The organism is Flavobacterium cucumis, from assembly GCF_900148835.1.
GTDB classification, from domain to species: domain Bacteria; phylum Bacteroidota; class Bacteroidia; order Flavobacteriales; family Flavobacteriaceae; genus Flavobacterium; species Flavobacterium cucumis.
Window position 1 is genome coordinate 873,129 of sequence record NZ_FRYK01000001.1, and the last position, 26,404, is coordinate 899,532.

Below are 26,404 nucleotides of genomic sequence, written 5' to 3' on the forward strand. Positions count from 1 at the left end.
TTGAGGTCTTTTTTTATTCATTTTCAACGGCATCTTTATAATCGGGGTATAAAAATTTGTTGTAAGGAAATCTTGTAATATGAATTTCTCGAACGGCTTCGTATACTTTTTCCCTAAACTCTTCAAAGTTGGCTTTTTCTGTAGCTGAGATAAATAGGGTTTTACTTTCGCCTAATTTACTCATCCATGTTTTTTTCCAATCGTCTAAAGTATAATGTTTGGTTGTTTTTTCAACACTTAAATCGTTTTCATCAAAGTAAACCGACTTAAAAGCGTCGATTTTATTGAAAACCATGATGGTAGGTTTGTCTGCGCTTTTAATGTCTTGTAGAATTTGGTTTACAGAGGCAATGTGGTCTTCAAAATCGGGATGTGAAATATCTACTACGTGAAGCAATAAATCCGCCTCTCTCACTTCGTCTAAGGTACTTTTAAAAGACTCTACCAACTGCGTAGGAAGTTTTCTAATAAAACCAACAGTGTCGCTTAAAAGAAAAGGTAAGTTTTTAATTACCGTTTTGCGAACGGTAGTATCAAGCGTGGCAAATAATTTGTTTTCTACAAACACATCGCTTTTTCCAACAGCGTTCATCAAAGTAGATTTTCCAACATTTGTATACCCTACTAAAGCTACACGAACCATCGCACCGCGATTGCTTCGTTGGGTTGCCATTTGTTTGTCAATTACTTTAATTTTATCTTTCAGTAACGAAATTCGATCACGCACAATACGACGGTCGGTTTCGATTTCGGTTTCCCCGGGACCACGCATTCCAATTCCTCCTTTTTGACGTTCAAGGTGTGTCCACATTCCAGTTAAACGGGGGAGTAAGTATTGGCATTGTGCTAATTCTACTTGTGTTCTTGCATACGAAGTTTCGGCACGTTGTGCGAAGATATCTAAGATAAGATTGGTTCGGTCTAAGACTTTACAATCCAATTCTTTGGTGATGTTTTTGGATTGTGAAGGTGTTAATTCATCGTCAAAAATAACGGTTTTGATATCGTTGTCTTTAATGAAATATTTAATTTCTTCTAATTTTCCAGTACCCACAAACGTTTTTGGATTGGGTTTATCCATTTTCTGTGAGAAACGTTTGATCACGGTTCCACCAGCGGTATAGGTTAAGAATTCCAACTCGTCAAGATACTCGTTTAGTTTCTCTTCACTTTGGTTTTGCGTTACTATTCCCACTATAATTGATTTTTCAAAGTCAATAACTTCTTTCTCTAACATAATCGTTCTTTAAGAATACAAAGGTACGAAATAGCAAGCATAAAAAAAGCGACTCAAAAGAGCCGCTTTTAGAAGTTTATTGGAAATTGTAATTAGTTGATTACAATATTGTCAATTTGCATCGTTGTAGTTGGTCCAAAAGTACCATTTCCAACATATTCAAACACAAAGAAACCGTTACCAGTAACTCCAGCAGGAATATTATAAACACCACTTTGCGTAAAACTTGAAGGATAGCCTGATGGTAATCCAGGAGAAATGGTAAAGCTAGATGTAATATCAACTAACGTTGCTGAAGTAATTTGTGATCCAGGAACATAATCAGTAGTATAATATACTTTTAAAACATTTCCATTATGAAAACCAGCATTCGTAGCAAAAGAGAAGGTGCTTGCAGCTGTCATATTAACAGGCACGATGAATAAAGTTCTATTAGCTTCAGGAGTACCTCCAAACGAAGACATTTGAATGTACGTATTTCCACCGAATGTTTTTCTTTGCCAATATCTACTTCCAACAGCCGCATCATTGATGTACTTTGGAAAGACTTGTTGGTTGTTAGAAGTGTATGAAGTAAAAGGCTCATTTAACGTAGCATCGTAAACAATTGCTGAACCACCTAAAGGAGGATTTAAATCAATATCCAATCTAGGGTTGGTAAGGTTAACATCTTTTAAGGTTCTTATCATGAATTGATAATCGCTGTTAAATTTTGTCATTACACCTCTAATTTTCCCATTGAAAGAAGGGATTCCATTCGCAGCAAAATTAGCGTACTCACTTATACGTACGATAACTTTATTTCCAAATTCATCCGTTATTTCATGATTAGTAGCTCCACCAATACTGTTTAAAGAAGGATCATAATATTTTTTTCCCAATGAAGCATCAGTGAATTGAACGGCATCAAACTCAATTAATTTGTTTAAGTTTTGATCATTCTTAGCTTGTGTAATAGTAATATTGTTCACTATTGTTGCTTCATCTACTTTTTCACAACTTCTAAGAATCACATCTTTATATTCAATACTTGAGATTCTTCCAACCCCGTTGTTAAAAGAAGAACCTAAAACGGTGCTTCCAAACTGTCGGTTGAAATACCTGTTTTTATCTAATTTGATGGTAACTTTTCTACCCGGTTCAAATTCAGTGTATAAATTATAATTATCAACGGGCATGCTAAATCCTGTTACACCATCTGTTGATATCATTGAAATTGATTTGAAGAAATTTCCACCTTCATCACTTGAAGTAACATAAGCTTCAATGTAGTCAATATTATCAGTTGTTGTGTACTGCGTAGCTGCTGATGTGGCAATGCCAGTTATATCTGTTACTTCTTTTGTTTTGGCAATAGTAACACATTCGGTTGATAAATCGGGTGTACCATAATCATCACCATTTACGCATCCAATCAGAGATGCCAAAACAGCCGTTGTTAATATTAGTTTTAAGTTTTTCATAGCTATTAATTTTTAGAAATCTTAACGTTGTCAAGTTGTAAAGTAGTGGTTACACCAGCTCTACTTCCAGTATATTTGAATGCAATTCTTACATTGTCACTGTTAATGCTGCTAATGTCTATTGCTCCACTGCTTACAAAAACATCATTAGCACTTGGAGATACAAATGATAAAGGCATCCAAGTTGCTGTTGCTATACCAGCCGTAGTGCCATCATAGTCTGTAGCAATAAAAACAGTTAATGGATTACCGTTTGCAAATCGTGTTTTTGTTACGAAAGAAAGTGCTTCACCTGTTGTAGTGGTCAAATCTATTGCAGGGGTAATTAACCAAGCTTCATCATTACTTCCAGTCGCAGAAAAGAAAGAAGAAAATTCAGCATAAATATTGTTGCTGAAGGATCTTGCATGCCACAAACGTGTTGATGTGGCATTAAAATTTACCCAGCCATCTAAAGCGATAGCAACTTCATTTGCGCCACTTCCAGTAGGAGCGGTTTCAAATCCTTCATTAAAGGCATAAGTAAAAACAGTAGGAATTACATAATCATCATCTCCTACACAACTTGTTACCATACTAGAACCTAGTGCTAACAAGAAAATTGTTTTTAAAAATTTTATTTTCATAGTATATTTTTTTAGAAGTTAATGTAGAAGTTAACAAAGAATGTTCTTCCGTAACCATAGAAATATTTAGGACCAAAAGAAGGAGTTCCGTTAGCTAAATCTGCTTGTAAATCTGGGAAAGTTGCCTTTCTTGATTGTTCAAATCCTCCTGTTTTGTATTCAATATCAAAAACGTTATTAACAGAAGCAAAGAAACCAAATGTATTGCGATTTGCTCTGCTAATTCTCCAAGATTTACCACCAGTTAAGTTTACTAAAGTGAAACTATCGAATTTTTCCTGTCTTAAAGCAGCTCTCACAGTTTCTGGTGTAGCACCAGCATAATTGTCTCCTGTTGTTCCATCGATACTGAAGTTGTCTGTTCTTAAAATGTTTGAAACATCTAAATACGTATCTCCTAAATAGTTAACATTAGCCCCAATCCACCAGAAATTTGGATCTCTATATTCTAAACCAAACGAAGCAGCTGTTTGTGGCATACCTGGTTGGCGATAATTTTTCATGTAAACTGTTCCAAAGTCAGTTAAAGGATTGTTTCCAGTTGCAGCAACGTTATCATCATTGGTTTTTAGATTTCCATTGCTTGAATAAATATATTGACCATATGATGCTGCAGCTGTTGCTTTAATCGTAGAAGTAATGTTGTACTCTAAACCTACCTCAGCTCCCATATTTTGTTTGCTTAATCCGGTTACAATTTCACTTACGAAAGTATCTTCGTCTCCTCCATCGTCTCCTCCAATTCCTTCGCCATAGAAGAAAGCAATTTCAGTAGCATCTTTAATTTTAGAATAAAACCCTGTGAAACGAGCTTTGAATTTTGGTGCTCTGATGATGTAACTACCGTCTGCGCTCACAACACTCTCACTTCTAAGATCAGGTGTTATGGTATTGTTTAACCTCGCATTTGAGAAAGAGTTTCTTAAGTTTGGTGCTTTTGTCATGTAAACTCCATTGAAATCTAATAAATGCTTTCCAGTAATTTTGTAAGTTAGCCCTCCTTTGAAACCAAAGTTTTCAAAAGTGACACTTTTACTTTTTCCAAATGAATTATTAGCATAAATACCGTTTCTGAAAATTCCTTCTCTTTGATATTCCGTGCGAGAAAAAGATTGCGCTAAATAAAAATCAGCCTTATCATAATTGAATTTAAACTGTGTAAATCCGTCAAATGTCAATGCATGTAATAAGTAATTATACCCATAAGCTTCGTTTTCTCTAACTTGACGGTTTGGATTGTTCAAGTCTGCTTGTGCAGCGTCTCCTGAGAAGAAAGGATCGATGTCTAAGAAATACTGACCACCTAGTAAGTCCAACATGTTTTGGAAGTTCTGCGATCTCAGTTTTCTCACATTTGCCCCAGCATTCAGAATAATGTTATCCGATAAATTTGAAATTAATATGGTATTCGCATTGAATAAATTATCTTCTGTTCGGTCTTCATATAAAGCATAAATACTTCTTCCTGTAAAAGCACTGTTTTGATTGGCTACATACATTGCATTCCAGTCGATTTGAGCTCTAGATCTAAAAGCATTTGTATATAAACTGTTTTGATCAGGAGTCAATCCTCCTAGCTCATTACTAAAATAACTTGGCAGGTTTCTGTAGTAAGTCGGGTCCGGATTAGCTCCTAATTGAAAGTCCAATCTTGAGTTTCCGATGAATCCTGTTTGAAAAGCAACATTCGTATTTAGGTTTGTTCTTTCAGACAGCTTCCAATAGTGGGATAACATTACTATTGGCTCCTCAACATCTTTATCTCTTGAGTTGCGTTTTTTGCCGTCTTGCCATCCCCAGTAAGAGTTGTATTTCACTCCCATTAAGTCGGTTACTTCCTGAGTGTTTGGCGAGTTTTTACCTCTGCTGTTTTGAGCGTAAATTGTCGTTAAATTCAAACTGTGGTTCTCATTAAATTTCTTCTCAACACTTGCAAATAAAGAATTTGCTGCATAGTCAGTTCCTTCAAAATAACCTTCTTGTGCCCATCTTCTAGAGGCAGAAACTACAAAAGCCCAACCGTCTTTGTTCATTCCTGAAGCATGTGTACCCATTAACCTCCAGCTGTAGTTGGTATTAGTTCCCGACATCGAAATTCTTGAACCTGGACGGTAAAAAGAAGCTCTTGTGTTGATTTCTTGTGTTCCTAAGATACCCCCAAATGTATAGTCAGATGGCTTAGATCCCATTGTGAATTCTTGATTTCTAGTAGCGTCATTTAATCCACCCCAGTTACCCCATTGTGGTCTACCATCATACAGTTTGTTCATTACAATACCGTTGATCATGGTTGTACCATATTCATTGTCTAAACCTCTAATTCTGAAACGTGCTTGCCCCCAGTTAAAAGCGGCAGCTTGTTGGTAAGTATCTCTTGTAGCTTGTAACAATCCAGCCGTACTTTCTGAGCCACTGTTGTCGTCTCCCAAGTCGTTTTCTGTAATTGTAATTAGCGATAATTGCTGTTCAGAAGTGATGTCTTCTTCTAGTAAAATAGTTCCTAAATCTATGGTCTCAGTAGAAGGCTCTATAACTAACGTTTGTTGGTTATAGCCTGTAAATCGAATTACCAATACCTGCTCACCAGATGGAATTGTTTCAAAAGCGAATTCTCCATTAAAATTAGTTAAAACAGGTTGGTTTGTGCTTTGAATGAAAGCCGAAACATTTTGTAATGGTCTTTGACTTTTAGCATCTATTACCTTACCTTTTAAGGCTGGGCTTTGCTGTGCAAAAACTAAAACAGCTTGTAGTACCAATAAGGTACTTAATACAAGTTTTTTCATAAAGAAATTTATAATTAATACTAAATTTTTGTTAAGCAGTGTTAAACTTAACAGCCTGCAAATGTATAACTTTTAATAATATTATTTACCTTTGGCACCCAATTTGTAATAATCTTGACAATAACATAACATCCTTTTTATGAAAATTACACGTTTTATCACCGCAATTGTTGCATTTTTAATAATTAGCAATGCTTTTGCACAGGATAAAAAATTCAAAGTTCACACAGTGGCTTTTTACAATTTTGAAAATTTATTTGATACGATTAACGACCCAGATACTTACGACGAGGAGTACACCCCAGTTAATGGTTGGACTAAAAAAAGTTACAACAAAAAACTTGATAATTTAAGCCGCGTTATCATCGAATTGGGTACGGGAGAGAATCAAAAAAATTCACCCGTAATTGTTGGGGCTTGTGAAGTTGAAAACAGAAGAGTTCTAGAAGATTTAGTAAAACATCCTACTTTAATCAACAAAGGTTATAAAGTGGTTCATTTTGATTCTCCTGATAAAAGAGGTATCGATGTTGGTTTCCTTTATCAAGAAAAGCATTTTCAACCAACCAGCTACAGCAATGTTCCGCTTTATGTTTATCAAAACGAAACAACTACGGAAAAGAAAAAAGCAAAAGACGAAGACGAAGATGGGGATGAGAATGTTAATGTAGATAAAAAGACAAGAAGAATTTATACCCGTGATCAACTTTTAGTAACAGGATTGTTAGATGGTGAAGAAATTAATGTAATTGTAAATCACTGGCCTTCTCGTTCTGGTGGAGAAAAAAGAAGCAGTCCTTATCGTGAAGCAGCCGGAAGATTGAATAGAAGAATTATGGACTCTATTATTAAAATCAATCCTACAGCGAAGTTTATTACTATGGGGGATTTAAACGATGGTCCGTACAATAAATCGGTAAAACAAGGTGTCGGGGCAAAGCTAAAGAAAACCGATTTAAAAGAACCTCGCGATATTTTTAATCCGTTTGAGCAAATGCAAAAAGACGGTCATGCTACTTTGTTTTACAGAGATGCAGGGGATATTTTTGATCAAATTCTAGTGAGTCAGCAATTAATACCTGTTGATAATGATTACAGTACTTTCAAATATTGGAAAGCGGGTATTTACAACAAATCATTTTTAATTCAGAAAACGGGTCAATGGAAAGGGTATCCCTTACGTAATCAAAATGGAGTTCCCGGATTCTCAGATCACTTTCCCGTTTATATTTATTTAGTGAAAGAAGTGAAGTAATTTACGCTTAAATATTTTAAAAAGGTTAGTTAGCAATAAAATGCAGCTAACCTTTTTTCTTTTTAGTAACTTTACGGTTTAAAATTGAAAATATGGCAATTGCAAAACCGTTTAATTTACAAAAGTGGGTTGAGGATAATAAAGAATTATTAAAACCACCTGTTGGCAACAAGAATTTGTATGTTGACTCTGGCGATTATATTGTGATGATTGTGGGTGGACCCAATGCACGAAAAGACTATCACTATAACGAAACGGAAGAATTATTCTATCAGTTAGAAGGCGAAATAACGGTTTACATCCAGGAAGAAGGCGAAAAGAAGGCTATGAAATTAGGTCCAGGCGATATGTATTTACATCCTGCTAAAGTGCCTCATTCTCCAGCTAGAACAGCAGGTTCTGTAGGTTTGGTAATCGAAAGAAAAAGAGCCGGAAAAGGATTCAATGATGGTTTGTTGTGGTTTTGCGACAATTGCAATCACAAATTACACGAAGTATATTTTGAATTACACGACATTGAAAAAGATTTCTTACTCCATTTTAGTACCTTCTACAATTCAGAAGAAAAAAGAACGTGCAAAAAATGTGGCACTATAATGGAAACCAATCCTAAGTTTACAACAAAAAAATAAAGCTCTAACCACATAGAAACATAGAAAAAAAGAGAAAGGGATAGACCATTCTGGTTAGATAGATGGCTATGATTTCTCATGTTAAGTGAAACGACTTTATCTGAGTACAGTAACCTATGATTCTATGTGGTTAAAATTTTAAAACACAATTGCATTTACGGAGTTACAATATATTTTTTATCTTTGTAAAAATTTAACAAAAACCGAATAAAAAGTTATAAAATGATATCTGAAGCAGCAATTCAATTTGGTATGCAAGAAGCCTTGCAACAATTAGGCATTAAAGAAATTAACGAAGGAACTTCTACTGGAACTAAGTGGTTTTCTAACGGAAAAATCATCGAATCGTATTCACCAGCAACTGGTGATTTGATTGGTAAAGTAAAATCTTCTACAAAAGAAGATTACGAAACAGCTATGCAAGCCGCAACGGAGGCTTTCAAAACATGGCGTTTGGTTCCAGCTCCAAAAAGAGGAGAAATCGTACGTCAAATGGGAGAAGAATTGCGTAAACATAAAGAAGCACTAGGAAAATTAGTGTCTTTTGAAATGGGTAAATCGTATCAAGAAGGTCTTGGAGAAGTTCAGGAAATGATTGACATCTGTGATTTCGCAGTAGGTTTATCACGTCAATTACACGGTTTAACAATGCATTCAGAACGTCCAATGCACAGAATGTATGAGCAATGGCATCCGTTTGGAGTGGTTGGCATCATTTCGGCTTTCAACTTCCCAGTAGCGGTTTGGTCTTGGAACACCATGTTAGCTTGGATTTGTGGTGATGTTTGTATTTGGAAACCAAGTTCAAAAACACCTTTGTGTGGTATTGCTTGTCAAAACATCATTCAAACGGTATTAGAAAGAAACAATTTACCAGAAGGGATTAGCTGCTTAGTAGTGGGTAACGAGTCTGGAGATTTAATCAATAACGACAAACGTATTCCATTAGTATCGTTTACAGGTTCTACAAGAATTGGTCGTCACGTATCAAAAACAGTTGCTGAACGTTTTGGAAATACTATCTTAGAATTAGGTGGAAACAACGCGATTATCGTTTCTAAAGAAGCCGATTTATCTATGGTATTGGTAGGAGCCGTATTTGGAGCGGTAGGAACAGCTGGGCAACGTTGTACATCAACTCGTAGATTAATTGTTCACGAAAGTGTGTACGATAAAACATTAGACGTTTTAGCCAAAGCGTATGCACAATTAAAAATTGGAAATCCATTAGATGCCAACAATCACGTGGGACCACTTATCGATAAAGGTGCGGTACAAGATTACTTAAATGCTATCGAAAAAGCAAAAGCTGAAGGCGGAAGAGTAATTGTAGAAGGTGGCGTTTTAGAAGGAAAAGGATACGAAAGTGGTTGTTATGTAAAACCATGTATTATTGAAGCTAAAAACGAGTTCGAAATTGTACAACACGAAACTTTTGCTCCCGTATTATACGTAATGAAATACAGCACAATTGAAGAAGCGATTGCAATGCAAAATGCAGTTCCTCAAGGATTATCTTCTTCTATTTTTACTAATAACATGAGAGAAATGGAATTATTCCTTTCTGCTGCGGGTTCTGATTGTGGTATTGCTAATGTAAACATTGGAACTTCTGGTGCTGAAATTGGTGGTGCTTTTGGTGGTGAAAAAGAAACTGGTGGTGGCCGTGAATCAGGTTCTGATGCATGGAAAGCCTACATGAGAAGACAAACCAATACGATTAATTACGGAACAGCATTACCATTAGCGCAAGGTATTAAGTTTGATTTGTAAAATAAGTGATTAGTGAAAAGTAATTAGTGATTAGTTGCTTTTTGGATATAGAGAAACCCTGCAATTGCAGGGTTTTTTGTTGTTTTACTTTGTGAGTATAGCACACAATTCCGCTATCTGGTTTTTGGAACACGGATTTTTGGAACACAGATTGGAGAAATTTTGGGAATTTTTAAAATTTGGAACGCGGATGACACGGGTTTGCTTCGGCAAAACGCGGATGGTGACGGATTCGCTAAAGCGAAGGGTGATGGTGACGGATTTTAGGAACACGGATTTTAAAAATTTTAGAAATGTTAATAATCTTTGTGGACCTGGTGTAATCTTTGGTGGGCTTAGTGGTTAAGTGGTTAAGTGGTTGTTTCAAGTTTCAGGTTTCAAGTTTTTGGAACACGGATTGGTGAAATTTCGGGAATTTTAGAAATTTTAATTTGGGAGGAATGGTTAAAATTTGGAACGCGGATGACACGGGTTTGCTTCGGCAAAACGCTGATGGTGACGGATTCGCTAAAGCGAAGGGAGATGGTGACGGATTTTAGGAACACGGATTGGAGAAATTTTAGAAATGTAAAAAATCTTGGTGGGCTTGGTGTAATCTTTGGTGGGCTTAGTGGTTAAGTGGTTGTTTCAAGTTTCAGGTTTCAAGTTTTTTGGAACACGGATTTTAAAAATTTTAGAAATGTTAAAAATCTTGGTGGGCTTGGTGTAATCCTTAGTGGTCTTAGTGGTTAAATTGTTGTTTCAGGTTTCAAGTTTTTGGAACACAGATTGGAGAAATTTTGGGAATTTTAATTTGGGAGGAATGGTTAAAATTTGGAACGCGGATGACACGGGTTTGCTTCGGCAAAACGCTGATGGTGACGGATTCGCTAAAGCGAAGGGCGATGGTGACGGATTTTAGGAACACGGATTGGAGAAATTTTAGAAATGTAAAAAATCTTGGTGGTGCTTGGTGTAATCCTTAGTGGGCTTAGTGGTTAAATGGTTGTTTCAAGTTTTTTGGAACACGGATTTTAAAAATTTTAGAAATTAGAAAAATCTTGGGAGGCTTAAGGGGTAAAATATCTTGCTAATAAAGAGCGAAGAATTAGGAAACCAACCTTTTTTAACGGGTTAAATATCCTATTTCTAATAAAATTGGCGCTTCGGTTAAAAAAGTTTAAATTTGAACGCTTTGTTTACAGAAGGATAAGGCTATTATTTGCAAAAAAGATGCGTCAGGAAAATACTCATGTTGAAGAATGGGATGCGATTATTGAATCTAGAAGCAGTCTTTTGGATGTCAATCTGAAAGAGCTTTGGCATTATCGCGATTTATTGGTTTTATTCGTGCGACGTGATTTTGTAACCGTATACAAGCAAACTATTCTAGGGCCGCTATGGTTTTTTATTCAGCCTTTATTAACTACAATCACATTTACTATTATCTTTGGAAACGTGGCCCAATTGGATACTGATGGGGCGCCTAAAATTATATTCTACATGGCGGGAATCACCTTGTGGAACTATTTTTCGACTTGTTTAACTACGGTATCAAGTGTTTTTAATACCAACGCAAGTATTTTTGGAAAAGTGTATTTCCCCAGATTGATTATGCCGCTTACAATAGTGATTTCCAATTTAATGAAGTTTGGAGTCCAGTTTCTATTGTTCCTAGGTTTTGTGGGATATTTTACTTTTCAAAAACAAATTGAGCCGAATGCATGGATTTTCCTTACGCCTATAATCGTTATTTTAATGGCTTTGATAGCTATGGGTATTGGCTTGATTTTATCGGCTATGACTACGAAATATAAAGACTTGAACCAACTTATCGGTTTTGGGGTACAGTTGTTTATGTATGCTTCTCCTGTAATTTATCCAAGTTCATCGGTTCCAGCGGCTTACCAATGGATAGTGGAACTAAATCCTTTGGTGGGGTTGTTTGATTATATGCGCTATGCGTATTTAGGGGCAGGGACTTTTGTAATGGCAGATTTGATTTATCCCGGAGTGTTTGCGTTGGTGATATTGATCTTTGGTATTTTGGTGTTTAATAAGACGCAGAAGACCTTTATGGATACGGTTTAGGTTTCAAGTTTTTGGAACACGAATTGATGAAATTTTGGGAATTTTTAAAATTTGGGACGCGGATGACACGGGTTTGCTTTGGCAAAACGCGGATGGTGTCGGATTTTAGGAACACAGATTGGGGAAATTTTAGAAATGTAAAAAATCTTGGTGGTGCTTGGTGTAATCCTTGGTGGGCTTAGTGGTTAAGTGGTTGTTTCAGGTTTCAAGTTTTTGGAACACGGATTGATGAAATTTCGGGAATTTTTAAAATTTGGAACGCGGATGACACGGGTTTGCTTCGGCAAAACGCGGATGGTGATGGATTCGCTAAAGCGAAGGCGGATGGTGACGGATTTTAAGGAACACGGATTGGAGAAATTTTAGAAATGTAAAAAATCTTGGTGGTGCTTTGTGAAATCCTTGGTGCGCTTAGTGGTTAAGTGGTTGTTTCAAGTTTCAAGTTTTTGGAACACGGATTGGGGGAATTTGAGAAATTTTTAAAATTTGGAACGCGGATGACACGGGTTTGCTTTGGCAAAACGCGGATGGTGACGGATTCGCTAAAGCGAAGGGCGATGGTGACGGATTTTAGGAACACGGATTGGAGAAATTTTAGAAATTTAAATAATCATAGTGGGCTTTGTGAAATCCTTGGTGCGCTTAGTGGTTAAGTAGTTGTTTCAGGTTTCAAGTTTTTTAATGTTGAATTTTGAATAGGTAATGAGTAAAGTAGTAATAAAAGCAGAAAATATTGCCAAGCAATACCGTTTGGGTCTCGTGGGAACGGGTACCGTTAGAGACGATTTGAAGCGTTGGTGGTATCAAATGCGAGGGAAAGAAGATCCGTTTTTAAAAATTGGGGAAGCAAATGACCGAAGTAGTAAAGGCAATAGCGATTATGTTTGGAGCCTCCGCGATATTAATTTCGAAATCAACCAAGGGGATTCGGTGGGGATTATAGGGCGTAATGGTGCTGGAAAATCTACTTTGTTAAAAATATTAAGTCAAGTGACCCAACCTACAACGGGTAAGATTTTTACAAAAGGGCGTATTGCTTCGTTATTAGAGGTTGGAACCGGTTTTCATCCTGAAATGACAGGGAGGGAAAATATTTATTTGAACGGCGCTATTTTAGGCATGCGCAAACAGGAGATTACCCGTAAATTTGATGAAATCGTGGCTTTCTCAGGGGTAGAACGTTACATTGATACACCAGTTAAGCGTTATTCTTCGGGGATGTATGTGCGGTTGGCTTTTGCGGTTGCAGCGCATTTGGAATCCGAAATTTTAATTGTAGATGAGGTATTGGCTGTGGGCGATGCCGAATTCCAAAAGAAATGTTTGGGAAAAATGAATGATGTGAGTAAAGGAGAAGGGAGAACGGTGTTGTTTGTGAGTCATAATATGGCGGCAGTGAAGAGTTTGTGTAATAAAGGAATTGTATTGGAGCATGGAAAAGTAGTTTTTAATAGTGATGCTGAAAGTGCTGTGAATTATTATTTAGAGAGAGAATCCTTTGAAAAATTAAGTTACAACAAGCATGAATTAAGTGATTTTTATAATTCTGAAAAAATTAAAATTAATAGCATTGAGCTATCCTCAGAAAATTTTTTCTCAATAGAAAATAAAACTTTTCTTAAGGTAAATTATGTTGTTTTAGAAAAAATGAATGCATTTAATTTTAGTTTAGTACTAAAAGATTTTAATGAGGTCGTAATTTTTAATTCCATTTCAAGTGTAATAGAAATATCTCAAGGTAATTATGAGACAATTTTCGAAATACCGGAAAACTTTCTAAATGATAATAAATATAAATTACGGTTAATTTTTGTTAACCAATCTAAAATTATAGTTGATCTTGATGATATATTATCATGGAATGCAATTGAATCTCAAGAGAGAAAAGTTAATTGGTTTGGAAAGATTGTAGGAGTAGTTAGACCTGAATTTAATTGGATTACTAATAAAATAGAATGAAAAATATAGATAAATTGACGGTTGAGAATATGGATATTTATTTTCCCTTGACCCAAAAGAAAGAATTGATTGAAAGAATTTCTAAAGATATTTTTAAAAAAGGAAATCTTCTTGATTTAGGTTGCGGAACAATGCCGTATAAGAAATTAATAATGGAAAATTCCGTTATTACGAGTTATATGGGTGTTGATATTGAAAATCCGATTTATCAAAAAACACAAAAACCTGATTGTTTTTGGGATGGTTTTGAAGTGCCTCTTGAAAGTTCAACATTTGATAATGCCATATTGATTGAGGTTTTGGAACACATGCCAAAGCCTGAAAACACCATGAAAGAATTAAGTAGGCTCTTAAAAAAAGATGCAAATTTATTGATTACTGTTCCTTTTTTGTGGACTTTACATGATGTGCCAAATGATGAGTTTAGATATACGCCATTTGCTTTAAAAAGAATGTTAGAAGAAAATAATTTTGAAGTAATTAATTTGGAGAGTTTCAATAATTGGCATGGAAGTATGGCGTTAATGTTAGCTTTATATGCTAGAAGAGGTTGTCCAGTTAAGTTTCGAAAAATCTTTTCTTTTTTTATTTTTCCTGTAGTCAAATATTTAATGAAAAAGGATTCAGGTTCAAATAAAGCTGTTTTTAATGAAGGACAAATGATAACGGGTATTTGGTGTTTAGCAAAAAGAAAGTAATAATATGATTAATGTAACCAAAACATTTTTTCCTCCAATAAAGGAGTATCAAGAACAATTGCAACGTATTTGGAACAACCAATGGTTAACTAATCGTGGAGAATTGGTGTTGGAATTAGAAGAAAAGTTGAAAAGTTACTTGAAGGTAAATCATATTTTAGTAACCATTAATGGCACTATTCCCATTCAAATTGCTTTAAAGTTACTTGGTGATGGAGGTGAAATCATAACAACTCCATTTAGTTACGTTGCCACTTCTGCTGCAATAGTATGGGAAAATTGTACTCCTGTTTTTGTAGATATTCATCCCGAATATTTAACAATCGATGAAACCAAAATTGAAGCAGCCATAACAGAAAAAACTACGGCTATATTAGCTACGCATGTTTTTGGAAATCCTTGCCATGTAGAAGCTATAGAAGCTATTGCAAAAAAGTACCAGCTAAAAGTAATCTATGATGCGGCTCATGCTTTTGGAGTAACCTATAAGGGAATCTCTATTTTTGAATATGGCGATGCAAGTACTTGTAGTTTTCATGCTACGAAATTATTTCACACTGGAGAGGGCGGGGCTTTGTTTGCAAAAGATACGAAATTGCAACATCAGTTGTTTTACAGTCATAATTTTGGACACGACGGACCATTGGCGTTTCATGGTTTAGGGATCAATGGGAAAATTTCTGAATTACAGGCAGCTATGGGCTTAACAGTTTTACCTCATATTGAAACTATATTAGCAGAGCGTAAACGTGTAGTGGATTTCTATAATCAAAATTTAGATTTATCTCAAGTGCAAACTTTGAAAATAAGAGCCAATACGAAATGGAATAATAGCTATTATCCCGTAATATTTCAAGAAGAATCCGTTTTATTGCGTGTACAAAAAGCACTTAATGAAGTGCAAATCTACCCTAGACGTTATTTTTATCCATCTTTAAACACTATTGCATATTTGAAGGGAGAAAAAATGGCGGTTTCTGAAAATATTGCTTCCAGAATACTTTGCTTACCTTTGTATGTTGAGTTAAATAATAATGAGTTACAAAAAATTGTTTCCATTTTAAATGTTAATTTATGATTGTAATAGGGGCTAAAGGTTTTGCAAAAGAAGTTTTGGAGGTCTTGTATCAAATGAATCAATTAGAAAATTTAGTTTTTTATGATGATGTTAATGAAGATACGCCTCATTTACTATACGAGCAATTTCCGGTTTTGAGAACTAAAGAAGCTGCTTCACATTATTTTAAAACGGTTGATTACCGATTTACAATAGGTATTGGTAATCCATTATTAAGAAAAAAATTAATGGATCAATTTGTGCAGTTGGGTGGCGAATTTACTAGTACTATAAGTCCATTGGCTCAAATAGGTCATTACGGAAATACAATTGGTGCGGGGAGTAATATCATGACAGGAGCTATTCTTACAAATGATATCAAAATTGGTCAAGGAGTTTTAATTAATTTAAATTGTACAGTTGGTCATGATTCTAAAATAGGAGATTTTGTAGAGTTATCCCCAGGAGTTCACATATCTGGCAATAGTACAATAGGAGATTATTGTACTATTGGAACGAATGCTACTATTCTACCTAAAATAATATTAGGTAAAAATACAATTATTGGAGCAGGTTCTGTAGTTACAAAAGATGTTCCTGCTAATACTATGGTTGTTGGTGTTCCTGCAAAAATCATCAAATCATTAGCGCCAATTCATTTTTAAAATGCAGATTAAGTTTATACATATTTTTGATGATGATAAATTTATTGATCCTACAATAAAGTTATTTGAGGAGGTCATTCCAGAACAATCAGTTTATTATGTAAATAAATCAAAAAACACGGGTTTTAAGTATGTTAAATCATCAAATGTAAGCCGTGTTGATTTGTCTATTCAGCAAGAAAAAAGAGATTTGTTGCAATTTATTAATTCTGATAAAAGTCATGTTGTTTTTTTGCATGCTTTGGAAAGCAATAAACAAAGTTTAGTTTTCGAGATTTTACCCACAATAAAAAAAGTTTGGTTCATATGGGGATATGATTTGTACGGTAATTGGCCTCTATTAAAAAAAAATATTTATCAACCAAGCACTAAATCTCTTTTAAATTTAAAAACGGATTTAAAAAAAAATTTGATTCATAATTCGTTATCTTTTTATCTTTTTCAAAAGCGACATTTAATAAAAAAATTCAGCAGAAAAGGATTTCACATTTTAAACAATGCTTTTGACACTTCTTTCTATAGAGCCGCACAACTTATGGATTATGTAGTTCCTGTAGTACCAACAGAATATAGTCTTATTAAAAAGATGAATTTAAAAGCCCAGTACGCACCATTTACTTATGGTTGTATTGAAGATTTGTTAGGAAGTAAAATTAATGAAAGTGTTTCTAAGCAACCCAATATAATAGTTGGTAATTCAGCAGACCCCTCAAATAATCATTTAGAAGTTTTAAGTGAATTGGCAAAATTGGACTTACATGACCGTAAAGTGTATGTGCCTTTGAGTTATAGTGGAAGTTTACAGTACAAAGAGAAAGTAATAGAAGCAGGGCGAGAATTTTTAGGTTCAAATTTTTTCCCGCTTATTGATTTTATGACTTTAGAAGAATATAATAATATTTTATTAAGCTGTGGTACTCTTATTTTTAATCACGTGAGACAACAAGGTGTTGGAAATATAATTACTTTAGGATATTTGGGAGCTACACTTTTTTTAAATGAAGAAAGTCCGGTTTATTCTTATTATCAATCTTTGGAAATGAAAATATTTAATGTAAAAGATATTTCTTCTAAATTATTTTATGAGCTTAATGAACAAGAAGAAAAAAGCAACAAGATTACATTTTTTGATTTGTATTCTAGAAATGCTGTTCATAATAAAATAAAAACTTTAGTTCAAATTGTTACTCATTAGCTTATATTTTAGTTCAATCTTTTGTATAAAATTGTTGTATGTACTTACTAATTTTTATCATAGGAACAAATGAAATAGAACAGAAAGTTATTGTTTCAAGAATTAAACCAAGTGCATTTAGTTGCTTTATAAAAATAAAAAATTGAACACATTTATGAATGAACCATTAATTTCCATTATTATTCCAACATACAACAGAGCTCATTTAATTAGTGAGACTTTAGATAGTGTGTTGATGCAAACTTATACTGACTGGGAATGTATTATAGTAGATGATGGTTCTACTGATTCAACAGAAGTTATTGTCAATCACTATTTGTCAATAGATTCTAGATTTCAATATTACAAACGACCAATTAATTATAAATCAGGTGCAAATGGTGCAAGAAATTATGGTGCAAAATTATCCAATTCACGATTTTTAATTTTTTTAGATTCAGATGATTTATTAATTGACAATGCTCTCAAAAATAGGATTAAGTATATTATAAATTCGAAGACTCATTTTGATTTGTTAATTAGTAATACAGCAATTTTTAAATCAAAAATTGGTGATTCTATAGCTCTTTGGAATATTTATAACAAAAGCGATACAAATCTAGATTTGTTGAGAAAGTTTTTGAATGTCGACATGCCTTGGCATACAAACGGAGTAACATGGTCGAAAGAGTTTTTTAATAAAATTGGTGGATGGAATGAAGAGCTTAAGGCTTGGCAAGATTGGGAATTGCATACAAGAGCATTATTAAATAGTCCAATTGTAATTGGTGGGGAAGATTGTCCAGATAATTTTTATAAGATTCAAGGGAGTAATAGTATAAAAGATAATGATAGAACAATTAAATATTATAAGTCCGTTAGCAGTGCAATCTGTATAATTTTGAAGTCACTAAAGAATAGTAGTTCAATTAAAAATGAAGTAATACATGAGTCAAATAAATTAGCTATACGTTTTCTTATTAAAATGCCGATTACTCATCGATTTTATTTAGAATCTATAATGAACTTTGGCAAGATTAATACCCTTTGTGATTTTAGAAAGTTTGAAATAGTTAAGTTTTATTTTTTAGAATTTACAGCTAGGAGTACTAAGCTAAAATTATTTTTGATTAAAAAGTTATATGATAGATATCAAGAATATATTAATGTCCCACGTACCTTTATGAAATTAACTATTCATGATATAAAAAAATAAACTATGACAAAAATATCAGTTGTTTTACCTGTTTATAATTGTGAAGAGTTCATTTTTGAAACAGTAGCAAGTATATTAAATCAAACTTATAAAGATTTTGAGCTTATTATTGTAGATGATTTTTCAAGTGATAATACAGTTTCAGTTATTGAACAATTTAAAGATTTTAGGATAAAACTAATAAAGAAAGAAAAAAATACCGGATATACGGATAGCTTGAATTATGCAATTTCAATTGCTAAAGGAGAATATATTGCTCGAATGGATGGGGATGATGTTTGTGTATCCACACGGTTTGAAAAACAAGTTGCATTTTTAGAAAACAATCCTGATGTAGTCTTATGCGGAACTGCCATAAAATTTATTGGTTTAGATAATGGCGTTAAAATATATCCATTAAGTCATGATAGTATAAAAATCAAATTGTGTTTTGGAACTCCATTCTGTCATCCAAGTGTAATGGGTAAAAAGCAAGTTTTTTTACAAGCACCTTATGATAAAAAATTTGAACCTGCAGAAGATATTCATTTATGGTCAAGAATTGTAAATGTTGGAAAGGTAGTAAATCTTGATGAAGTTTTGCTGCATTATAGAGCACATAGTAACCAAGTTTCAGTCTCTAATAGAGAAATTCAAAAGCAAAACAGTTTTTTTGTTCGTATGGAATATTTAAAAAACTTTGCGCTCAAAGATAAATTTTCAGATGAAGAATTGAAAATAATATTTATTCATGATAAAATTCATAGTTTACAGGAATGTGAAATTGTTATAAAGTTTTTCAAGTATTTGGAGTCAAAAAACTTTTTAATAAATGAGTTTGATGTAAAAGAGTTTAATTTGATGATAGATAATATAAAATTAAACATGCTTAAGTCTTTTTTTAATTTAAAAACCTTTTTCAGATTTGATAGTTTACTTTTTTTTATAAAACACTCTAATTTTACGGATGCTATTAAAATCTTGAATTTTAAAAAAAGAATAAAATTATTTTAAATCATTTATGAAGTACATCAGAGGAATTAACGGATTGAGAGCCGTTGCGGTTATATTTGTTATTATATCGCATTGGTTTCCAAAAACTTTTTTTTTGAACAAACTTCCTCTAGGAAATATTGGAGTTGATATTTTTTTTGTAATAAGTGGTTTTTTGATTACTTCTATTTTATTAAAAGAGAATAAGGATATTGAGGCTAAACAAAATGGCTTTTTTCAAAGGTTAATGATTTTTTTCTTGAAAAGAACATTTAGAATTTTTCCAATTTATTATATGCTTTTATTTTTTTTGTATTTAACAAATGGGAATGAGTTTAGAGATTATTTAATTTATTATTTGACTTACACTAGTAACTATTTATTTTATTACACTCAGAATTGGCATGGTTTAGCTGCTCATTTTTGGTCTTTAGCTGTAGAGGAGCAATTTTATTTATTCTGGCCAGTTTTACTTTTTTTAACATCAAAAAGGAACCATCTTTTTTTGATAATATTTTTGTTTTTTAGTGGAATTGGATTTTCCTACTTTGTTAATGATAACATGTCAAGAGTTTTAACGATAAATTGTTTTCATGCTTTAGGAACAGGTGCATTATTAGCTTGTTTAGAGTTTTATGAAATTAAGTGGAGAATAAAACTCTATGAAATTATTAAGTTTCTTTTTTATCCTTTAATAATTCTAACAATTTTAAATTATACAATAATTGAGAATTTGTTTTATCCTTCACGATTAGTTGTGAGTGTGTTGACGTTCAGGATATTAATAATGTGTATTGATGATTGTAATAGCAATTTTTTATTCAAATTTTTGAATATAAAGTTTTTAGATTATTTAGGAATGATTAGTTATGGATTATATTTGTATCATAATATTGTGCCTACATACGTCAATAGGTTTATAAGAAAATACAATATTGAAATTTTTGAAAATGAACAATCAAGTATTTATTTTCAAATAACAGTTTATTTCGTTTTATTGATTTTAATTTCAAGTTTATCTTGGAGTTTTATTGAAAAACCATTGCTTAAGTTAAAAAAGTATATTCAATGAATAATCCACTAGTATCTGTAATTATTCCTACATTTAAGCGAAGTCATTTTTTGAAATTAACTATTGAAAGTGTTTTAAATCAAACTTTTCGAGATTTTGAAATTATTGTAGTTGATGATGGAACATTTGGTAACGAAAATTTTTTATTATGTCAAAACTATGAGGATGTCAGGTACATAAAGATTGAAAATAGTGGTGGTCCTGCAAAACCAAGAAATGTTGGTATTAAAGAATCTCAGGGAAAATATTTAGCATTCGTTGATGATGATGATATTTGGTTACCTAAAAAATTGGAGAGACAGGTTGAGGTTTTAGAACAAAATCTTGAGTATGGTTTAGTTCATGGTTGTTGTGAAGTAATTACTAAAGAAGGTGTTTTACAAAATATTATTGTGGGGCGACCTGGTAAACCAGAAATTAAACATGGTGATGTAAAAATGCGTATGATGGGGAATTGGACGGTGATGATGCCTACTTCTTTTGTAAGAAAAGAAATAATTGATAAGGTTGGTTTTTTTAATGAGAATATGCCAGCCGCTGGAGAGGATACAGAATTTTGGGCTCGTTGTTCCTTTGAAACAAAATTTTATTATTTAGATGAGCCCTTAGTATTGTATCGAGTTCATAATAATAATATTTCATCAAAAAATATAAATTATATTAAGTTACCTTTTTATTTAAAAAAAGTTTTAGAAAAACAAAGAAATCAAAAAAAAATCAATAAACATGAATTCAAAGTTTTGTTAAGAAATTTAGTTAAAGCACAATTGAAAATGTTTCATTTGAGTTTTTTTAAAAATATTTTTTTTCTGTTTAAGTTAGATAGAATGTGGTTATTAGGTTTCTCAAACATTAAATTAATGATTTTCATTCTTTTTTTTAAAAAATAATTATGCGAGTAGGTTTCAATCCCAATAAAGATAAAATCCTTCCCCCATCTGATTTTACACACCAGGTGATTGTGCCCGTTTATATACCGCATCAAAGCGACTATTTCAAAGACAGTTTGCAAATTTTGCAATGGTGTTTGGAGTCCTTGTTTAAAACCAGTCATGCTAAAACCTATTTTACAATAATCAACAACGGAAGTTGTAACGAGGTTGTGGAGTACTTAAATCAATTGCATCAAGAATACAAAATACAGGAGATCATTCACACCACTGCGATAGGAAAACTAAACGCTATTTTAAAAGGGCTAACGGGACATCAGTTTCCGTTAATTACTATAACTGATGCTGATGTATTGTTTTTAAACAATTGGCAAAAAGCCACGTATGAAGTGTTTGAAGCATTTCCAAAAGCAGGTGTTGTATCGCCAGTCCCAAACCCTAAAAATCTCAAATATTATACAGCTAATTTAATTGGAACAACTTTTTTTTCAAAAAGTATTTCTTTCAGAAAAGTTGTTTCAAAAGGTGGGATGGCAGCTTTTGCAAAGAGTATTGGTAATGTGTCGTTGTATAAAGCTATACATTTTGAAAAGCAATTGACGATAAATAAAGATAATGTTATAGCTTTGGTTGGGGCGGGTCATTTTGTTGCAACTTACAAGGGTGTCGGTTTTGATCTGCTTAAACAACGATTTTCTGAGTATAGTTTGGGAGGCGACAGTGTACGGTTATTATTAGATAAACCGCCAACAGATTTGGGTTTGTGGAGATTGTCAACTCAAAATAATTATGCTTATCATTTAGGCAATGTTAAAGAAGATTGGATGCAAGAGGAATTTGATAAAATAACTTTTGATTCAGCTCCTTTTGAGTGTAGTATTGAAAATAAAGTATATTCTGGGATTTTGAATAATTTTTATATGAGATTTTTCTCAAGATTAATTTTTAGAAAACCTTTTTGGCAGTTGTATTTGCGTTATAAAGGATTAACATTAGAAGAAGCCAAACAGTATTGAGCATGAAAACCATCGCCATCATACCCGCACGAGGCGGCTCGAAACGCTTGCCTGGGAAAAACACCATGCTTTTAGGGGGTATTCCTTTGTTAGTACATAGTATTTTGTTTGCCCAGCAACAAGATGCCATAACAGCGGTGTATGTTTCTACAGACGATGCGCACATAAAAGAAGTGGCGCTCCACTATGGCGCACAAGTCATCGATAGGCCTTCTGAACTTTCAGGTGATTTAGAACCTACAGTATCGGCTTTAAAACACGTCTTAGCGTCCCTAACCGAGAAAGTGGATACTGTTGTGGTTTTGCAACCTACTAACCCCTTACGCCCTGAAAATTTGTTCCATGAGGCGTGGCAAGTGTTTACTAAAAATCAAGTCGCAAGTCTGTTTACCGTTTCGCAAAGCCATCAAAAGTTGGGCAAAATCAAAGAGGCTGTTTTTATTCCCTTTAACTACAAACCAGGGCAACGCAGTCAGGACTTAGAACCCCTTTATTACGAAAATGGATTGCTTTACATTGCTTCAGCTCAAGCAATCCTAAACAACGAAATCATTACGAAGGACGCTTTTCCGTTTGTGGTGGATCATCCTTTTGCTCGTGTAGATATCGATACGCAGGATGATTTTGATTATGCGGTGTTTTTATTGGGGAGATAGGGTTTCTTTTAGGTTGCAGGTTTCAGGTTTCAAGTTTCAGGTTTTTTGGAACGCAGATTTTAGAAATTTTAATAATTTAAATAATCTTTTATGTGCTTTAATTAGCGTTAAGTTGATTACTTTTCTTATATGTTATATGTTTGGAACGCGGATGACGCGGATTTAACGGATGGTCGCGGGTTTTTCTTTGGCTTACTTTGTGGTTAGATAGGGTTCGCTAAAGCGAAGGCTGATGGTGACGGATTTTTTGGAACACGGATTGGGGAAATTTTGGAAATCTTTAAAATTTTGAACGCGGATGAAGCGGGTTTGCTTTGGCAAAACGCTGATGGTGACGGATTCGCTAAAGCGAAGGCTGATCAGGCGGATTTTTTGGAACACAGATTTGGAAAATTTTAGAAATTAGAAAAATCTTTGTGATGCTTGGTGTTAATCTTTGTCCCGATAGCTATCGGGATTGCGGTTAAATGATGAGACACAGATTGGAGAAATTTCAATAATTTTTATAATCTTTTATGTGCTTTAATTAGTGTTGCGTTGCGCTGATAACTTTTCTTATATGACTTATATGGTTTAAAAAATGTGTTTGGCACGTGGATTGGAAAAATTTGCGTGCTTAGTGTCTTCTTTGTGCTTCTTGTAGTTATAAGAGGTGCTTTAACTTCGTTGGTAAACCTTACGTTCTTTGTGGTTGAGGGACTGTTTTCTTGGTTTTTTTGTGTAGCAGTGAAATGAATTATGAAATTTGTTTCCGTAATAAAAAAATTAGTATAAATTTGTTAAAAAAAATAGAATAATTTATTATATAATTTTTAATATTATCGTATTGTTAAGTAAATCTATTTTTTTATAATTATTTGCTATTTTGAAATTAACGGTTGAGTTGTACTTGTTTTGAGTGTTGTTGGTTTAAAAGCAGGTATGAAATGAGCGCACCTTGGTTAAGCAAAAAAAAAAATGAATTCATACGCTTAAACTTCTGTAATTATGAAACAAAGACTACTCCTTTTTTTGATTTTCTCTTCGCTGTTTTGTTTTAGTCAAGATAAGAAGAAAGATAAAGACTCGACTTACGTTGTCGTGTATGATTTTAAAACGGGTACGTATGACAAAAACCTGTTCAGGCCCAAAGTAGATCGCCCTATTGTTTATAAGATAATCAACATCAACCGATTGGCTTTTGATGTGCGTGTCAATTCTTCGGATTTAATTGTGGCAGAGACCGATTGGTTCACTAGTGCCGCGGAATTAAAAAAAATAACAGAAATGTTAGCCGAATCAACGCCTCCAACTTCTTATGTTACCGTTCCTATACTTGAGAACAGTAAATTGGGTCCCAACGCCAGTATGCCCTCACAAGAAAAAAATAAAATTAATGAAGATATCAAGAACTTTTATGAATTAGAATTTCTAAAGAATGAACTGCGTTTAAAAGAAAGTGAGTGGAATGCTTTGATGAAAGAGACCAAAATGATGGCGTTAAGTAAAATAGACAAAGATTCTCTCGTTAATCAAAAGCTTACTGCTAAAATAGAATCGGTTGAAAAGGAACGGGATAGTCTCGTGCGTTCGATCCAAAAACATGAAACCATTAAAAATGAAAAGCTAAATAAGTTTTATGAGGCAAAAGATAGGTTTTACAGTGCTTACAATGAATTTATGAAACTATATGATCGAATCAATGCGGTTGTCTTAACTTCAAATATGGTATTGCCTGTTTCGAGGCTGCCTTTTTTGAATTATGAAGAATATGAAAATAAGTACAAGGTTGAATTCACGAAAATGCAAACCAATCTGATGGAGGAGACGATATCGGTCGCTATTTTTAATACCGCCTATACCAACCTTGTAGTAAGTTACAATAAAGTAAAAGACATTGAAGATTTGAATAAAGTAATTGATGAACGATCGGTTAAAGCTATTTATGATGAGCTTGATTTGCGCTACGAACAAATAAGAGGTATTAAAGTTCGGGTTGATCTCATCAATTTTGAATCGCTCTTGCAACAAGTGCTTCGCGTGTTACATTTACTAGAGAAGTCCGACTCTTACGAGTTTATTTCGGCTCCAATTCAACCTAAAAATGATATGGCAACCTTTCAAGTTGAGATTAAAGCTAAAAATAAGGATCTTGAAGTGGACAACTCAAGAACGTTTACGCATAACGAATTTATAAGAAGGGGAACACGAATTGATTTTAGTATCGGTTTGGCAGGAAGCTATTTCAACAACACTAATGTTTATGAGATTTATACTGCAAATGGTGAAAATAGGATAGGGTTAAAGAATAAAAATTTAACCGTTCCGTCATTAGTAACCATGATTTCGATGACCAACAGAGGGAGCAAATATGTGGCTTTTGGAGGAAGTGCCGGTTTGGGCATAGACATTAACAACGGAAGAATTCAAATGAGTAATTTTTTTATTGGGCCTACAGTAGTATTAGGAAAATATGACCGATTAATGTTTACCCCCGGATTGGCATTGCGAAATGTAGGAAAATTAAAAAGCGGCTATGAAGTAGCCAATACGGTGATAACAGAAAGTAATGATATAGACACCGTGTTATCCGATAATTATAAATTGGGCTTTTTTGTGGCACTTACTTATAACTTAACCAATAATGTTCGTGACAAAATATCAAAATTAAATTAAAATGAAAACCTTTGAAAATTTTGCCTTCATATTAGCCATAATTCTCGTGTCGTTGCTATTAGTGGTTTTTAAATTTAGAACCTCTTATAAATATTATGTTCCTGTAGCTTGGGAGCACCAACAAGGTAAGACAGGGGGACAACCTGTAATTACAAATGTGGTGAAACTTCCGTCAGATTGTCCCGCTGCTAATGCTCAAATAACGAATGATTTATACGATTATTACAAGGGGTCTTTAAGTAAAAAAAGAGGATTTACTGGATTACACAAGGCCGCTATAAAAGGACCTTTTGATAAAGCAGATCAAGCGAATAAAATTCGTAGTGCGTTGATTCGTGAGTTTGATGATGAATGGAATCCATTGTTGGTAACTGATTTTGCTACCTTTTGTGATCATTGATTTTTTTTGGAATGCAGATTGGGGAAATTTGAGTAATCTTTAAAATTTGGAACGCTGATGACGCGGATTTAACGGATGGTCGCGGGTTTTCTTTGGTTTGCTTTGTTCCCGATAGCTATCGGGATTACAGTT

22 protein-coding genes are annotated in these 26,404 nt (G+C 33.6%); 18 read left to right on the forward strand and 4 right to left on the reverse strand.

All coding sequences use genetic code 11. The annotated features are described in order from the left end of the window. Nucleotides 1-13: 13 nt before the first annotated feature. From hflX to BUE95_RS04135, 4 genes are all read right to left on the reverse strand, one after another. Complete coding sequence (gene hflX, locus BUE95_RS04120; RefSeq protein WP_073581693.1) at nucleotides 14-1,237, reverse strand: GTPase HflX; 1,224 nt, start codon at nucleotides 1,235-1,237, stop codon at nucleotides 14-16. Nucleotides 1,238-1,329: 92 nt separating this feature from the next. Continuing rightward, a complete protein-coding gene (locus tag BUE95_RS04125; protein ID WP_073581695.1) occupies nucleotides 1,330-2,700 on the reverse strand; it encodes a DUF5689 domain-containing protein in 1,371 nt (456 codons plus the stop codon). A 5-nt stretch (nucleotides 2,701-2,705) separates the two neighbouring features. Next, on the reverse strand, nucleotides 2,706-3,326 hold the full coding sequence (locus BUE95_RS04130) for a choice-of-anchor J domain-containing protein (RefSeq protein ID WP_073581696.1): 621 nt from the start codon (nucleotides 3,324-3,326) through the stop codon (nucleotides 2,706-2,708). An 11-nt stretch (nucleotides 3,327-3,337) separates the two neighbouring features. Beyond that, the gene (locus BUE95_RS04135; protein WP_073581698.1) at nucleotides 3,338-6,112 is read right to left on the reverse strand and encodes a TonB-dependent receptor; all 2,775 of its coding nucleotides are present in this window, start codon (nucleotides 6,110-6,112) and stop codon (nucleotides 3,338-3,340) included. Nucleotides 6,113-6,251: 139 nt separating this feature from the next. On the opposite strand from BUE95_RS04135, the gene BUE95_RS04140 reads away from it, so the two are divergent. From BUE95_RS04140 to BUE95_RS04225, 18 genes are all read left to right on the forward strand, one after another. Next, nucleotides 6,252-7,367 (forward strand): endonuclease/exonuclease/phosphatase family protein, encoded by a 1,116-nt coding sequence (locus tag BUE95_RS04140; RefSeq protein WP_073581700.1) that lies wholly within the window; start codon nucleotides 6,252-6,254, stop codon nucleotides 7,365-7,367. A gap of 92 nt (nucleotides 7,368-7,459) precedes the next feature. After that, nucleotides 7,460-7,999 carry a 3-hydroxyanthranilate 3,4-dioxygenase gene (locus BUE95_RS04145; RefSeq protein ID WP_073581702.1) on the forward strand — a complete coding sequence of 180 codons (540 nt, stop codon included), beginning with the start codon at nucleotides 7,460-7,462 and terminating at the stop codon, nucleotides 7,997-7,999. 222 nt (nucleotides 8,000-8,221) lie between these two features. Beyond that, nucleotides 8,222-9,772: an L-piperidine-6-carboxylate dehydrogenase gene (amaB, locus tag BUE95_RS04150; RefSeq protein ID WP_394333985.1), complete on the forward strand. Its 1,551-nt coding sequence runs from the start codon at nucleotides 8,222-8,224 to the stop codon at nucleotides 9,770-9,772. Nucleotides 9,773-10,984: 1,212 nt separating this feature from the next. Next, nucleotides 10,985-11,842, forward strand: coding sequence for an ABC transporter permease (locus BUE95_RS04155; RefSeq protein WP_073581704.1), 858 nt, complete (start codon nucleotides 10,985-10,987; stop codon nucleotides 11,840-11,842). Nucleotides 11,843-12,544: 702 nt separating this feature from the next. After that, nucleotides 12,545-13,801: an ABC transporter ATP-binding protein gene (locus tag BUE95_RS04165; protein ID WP_073581708.1), complete on the forward strand. Its 1,257-nt coding sequence runs from the start codon at nucleotides 12,545-12,547 to the stop codon at nucleotides 13,799-13,801. Then, on the forward strand, nucleotides 13,798-14,499 hold the full coding sequence (locus BUE95_RS04170; RefSeq protein WP_073581710.1) for a class I SAM-dependent methyltransferase: 702 nt from the start codon (nucleotides 13,798-13,800) through the stop codon (nucleotides 14,497-14,499). The genes BUE95_RS04165 and BUE95_RS04170 overlap by 4 nt, the downstream gene beginning before the upstream one ends. 4 nt (nucleotides 14,500-14,503) lie before the next feature. Then, the gene (locus BUE95_RS04175) at nucleotides 14,504-15,577 is read left to right on the forward strand and encodes a DegT/DnrJ/EryC1/StrS family aminotransferase (RefSeq protein ID WP_073581712.1); all 1,074 of its coding nucleotides are present in this window, start codon (nucleotides 14,504-14,506) and stop codon (nucleotides 15,575-15,577) included. Continuing rightward, nucleotides 15,574-16,221 (forward strand): acetyltransferase, encoded by a 648-nt coding sequence (locus tag BUE95_RS04180; RefSeq protein ID WP_073581714.1) that lies wholly within the window; start codon nucleotides 15,574-15,576, stop codon nucleotides 16,219-16,221. The genes BUE95_RS04175 and BUE95_RS04180 overlap by 4 nt, the downstream gene beginning before the upstream one ends. A gap of 1 nt (nucleotide 16,222) precedes the next feature. After that, entirely contained in the window at nucleotides 16,223-17,416 is a 1,194-nt protein-coding gene (locus tag BUE95_RS04185) for a TDP-N-acetylfucosamine:lipid II N-acetylfucosaminyltransferase family protein (protein WP_073581716.1), read from the forward strand. A gap of 154 nt (nucleotides 17,417-17,570) precedes the next feature. Beyond that, on the forward strand, nucleotides 17,571-18,611 hold the full coding sequence (locus BUE95_RS04190; protein ID WP_073581718.1) for a glycosyltransferase family 2 protein: 1,041 nt from the start codon (nucleotides 17,571-17,573) through the stop codon (nucleotides 18,609-18,611). Nucleotides 18,612-18,614: 3 nt separating this feature from the next. Beyond that, entirely contained in the window at nucleotides 18,615-19,604 is a 990-nt protein-coding gene (locus BUE95_RS04195; protein ID WP_073581720.1) for a glycosyltransferase family 2 protein, read from the forward strand. A gap of 7 nt (nucleotides 19,605-19,611) precedes the next feature. After that, nucleotides 19,612-20,655: an acyltransferase family protein gene (locus BUE95_RS04200; protein WP_073581722.1), complete on the forward strand. Its 1,044-nt coding sequence runs from the start codon at nucleotides 19,612-19,614 to the stop codon at nucleotides 20,653-20,655. Further along, a complete protein-coding gene (locus tag BUE95_RS04205; RefSeq protein WP_073581724.1) occupies nucleotides 20,652-21,545 on the forward strand; it encodes a glycosyltransferase family 2 protein in 894 nt (297 codons plus the stop codon). Before BUE95_RS04200 ends, BUE95_RS04205 begins: the two co-directional genes overlap by 4 nt. Before the next feature lie 2 nt (nucleotides 21,546-21,547). Beyond that, nucleotides 21,548-22,561 carry a glycosyltransferase family A protein gene (locus BUE95_RS04210; protein WP_073581726.1) on the forward strand — a complete coding sequence of 338 codons (1,014 nt, stop codon included), beginning with the start codon at nucleotides 21,548-21,550 and terminating at the stop codon, nucleotides 22,559-22,561. Nucleotides 22,562-22,563: 2 nt separating this feature from the next. Next, entirely contained in the window at nucleotides 22,564-23,217 is a 654-nt protein-coding gene (locus BUE95_RS04215) for an acylneuraminate cytidylyltransferase family protein (RefSeq protein WP_073581728.1), read from the forward strand. Nucleotides 23,218-23,487: 270 nt separating this feature from the next. Further along, on the forward strand, nucleotides 23,488-23,616 hold the full coding sequence (locus BUE95_RS13855; RefSeq protein ID WP_262494361.1) for a hypothetical protein: 129 nt from the start codon (nucleotides 23,488-23,490) through the stop codon (nucleotides 23,614-23,616). Between the two features lie 588 nt (nucleotides 23,617-24,204). After that, the gene (locus BUE95_RS04220) at nucleotides 24,205-25,872 is read left to right on the forward strand and encodes a hypothetical protein (protein WP_143165222.1); all 1,668 of its coding nucleotides are present in this window, start codon (nucleotides 24,205-24,207) and stop codon (nucleotides 25,870-25,872) included. A gap of 1 nt (nucleotide 25,873) precedes the next feature. Beyond that, a complete protein-coding gene (locus BUE95_RS04225) occupies nucleotides 25,874-26,272 on the forward strand; it encodes a hypothetical protein (protein ID WP_073581732.1) in 399 nt (132 codons plus the stop codon). Nucleotides 26,273-26,404 lie beyond the last annotated feature (132 nt).

Excerpts from the sequence above, each read along its gene's own strand:
- BUE95_RS04135 (WP_073581698.1), bottom strand. The coding sequence starts at position 6,112 with ATGAAAAAACTTGTATTAAGTACCTTATTGGTACTACAAGCTGTTTTA.
- BUE95_RS04170 (WP_073581710.1), top strand. The coding sequence starts at position 13,798 with ATGAAAAATATAGATAAATTGACGGTTGAGAATATGGATATTTATTTT.
- BUE95_RS04180 (WP_073581714.1), top strand. The coding sequence starts at position 15,574 with ATGATTGTAATAGGGGCTAAAGGTTTTGCAAAAGAAGTTTTGGAGGTC.
- BUE95_RS04200 (WP_073581722.1), top strand. The coding sequence starts at position 19,612 with ATGAAGTACATCAGAGGAATTAACGGATTGAGAGCCGTTGCGGTTATA.
- BUE95_RS04210 (WP_073581726.1), top strand. The coding sequence starts at position 21,548 with ATGCGAGTAGGTTTCAATCCCAATAAAGATAAAATCCTTCCCCCATCT.
- BUE95_RS04215 (WP_073581728.1), top strand. The coding sequence starts at position 22,564 with ATGAAAACCATCGCCATCATACCCGCACGAGGCGGCTCGAAACGCTTG.
- BUE95_RS04155 (WP_073581704.1), top strand. The coding sequence starts at position 10,985 with ATGCGTCAGGAAAATACTCATGTTGAAGAATGGGATGCGATTATTGAA.
- BUE95_RS04185 (WP_073581716.1), top strand. The coding sequence starts at position 16,223 with ATGCAGATTAAGTTTATACATATTTTTGATGATGATAAATTTATTGAT.
- BUE95_RS04165 (WP_073581708.1), top strand. The coding sequence starts at position 12,545 with ATGAGTAAAGTAGTAATAAAAGCAGAAAATATTGCCAAGCAATACCGT.
- BUE95_RS04225 (WP_073581732.1), top strand. The coding sequence starts at position 25,874 with ATGAAAACCTTTGAAAATTTTGCCTTCATATTAGCCATAATTCTCGTG.
- BUE95_RS04140 (WP_073581700.1), top strand. The coding sequence starts at position 6,252 with ATGAAAATTACACGTTTTATCACCGCAATTGTTGCATTTTTAATAATT.
- BUE95_RS04220 (WP_143165222.1), top strand. The coding sequence starts at position 24,205 with ATGAAACAAAGACTACTCCTTTTTTTGATTTTCTCTTCGCTGTTTTGT.
- BUE95_RS04145 (WP_073581702.1), top strand. The coding sequence starts at position 7,460 with ATGGCAATTGCAAAACCGTTTAATTTACAAAAGTGGGTTGAGGATAAT.
- BUE95_RS04130 (WP_073581696.1), bottom strand. The coding sequence starts at position 3,326 with ATGAAAATAAAATTTTTAAAAACAATTTTCTTGTTAGCACTAGGTTCT.
- BUE95_RS04205 (WP_073581724.1), top strand. The coding sequence starts at position 20,652 with ATGAATAATCCACTAGTATCTGTAATTATTCCTACATTTAAGCGAAGT.
- hflX (WP_073581693.1), bottom strand. The coding sequence starts at position 1,237 with ATGTTAGAGAAAGAAGTTATTGACTTTGAAAAATCAATTATAGTGGGA.
- BUE95_RS04175 (WP_073581712.1), top strand. The coding sequence starts at position 14,504 with ATGATTAATGTAACCAAAACATTTTTTCCTCCAATAAAGGAGTATCAA.
- BUE95_RS04125 (WP_073581695.1), bottom strand. The coding sequence starts at position 2,700 with ATGAAAAACTTAAAACTAATATTAACAACGGCTGTTTTGGCATCTCTG.
- BUE95_RS04195 (WP_073581720.1), top strand. The coding sequence starts at position 18,615 with ATGACAAAAATATCAGTTGTTTTACCTGTTTATAATTGTGAAGAGTTC.
- BUE95_RS04190 (WP_073581718.1), top strand. The coding sequence starts at position 17,571 with ATGAATGAACCATTAATTTCCATTATTATTCCAACATACAACAGAGCT.
- amaB (WP_394333985.1), top strand. The coding sequence starts at position 8,222 with ATGATATCTGAAGCAGCAATTCAATTTGGTATGCAAGAAGCCTTGCAA.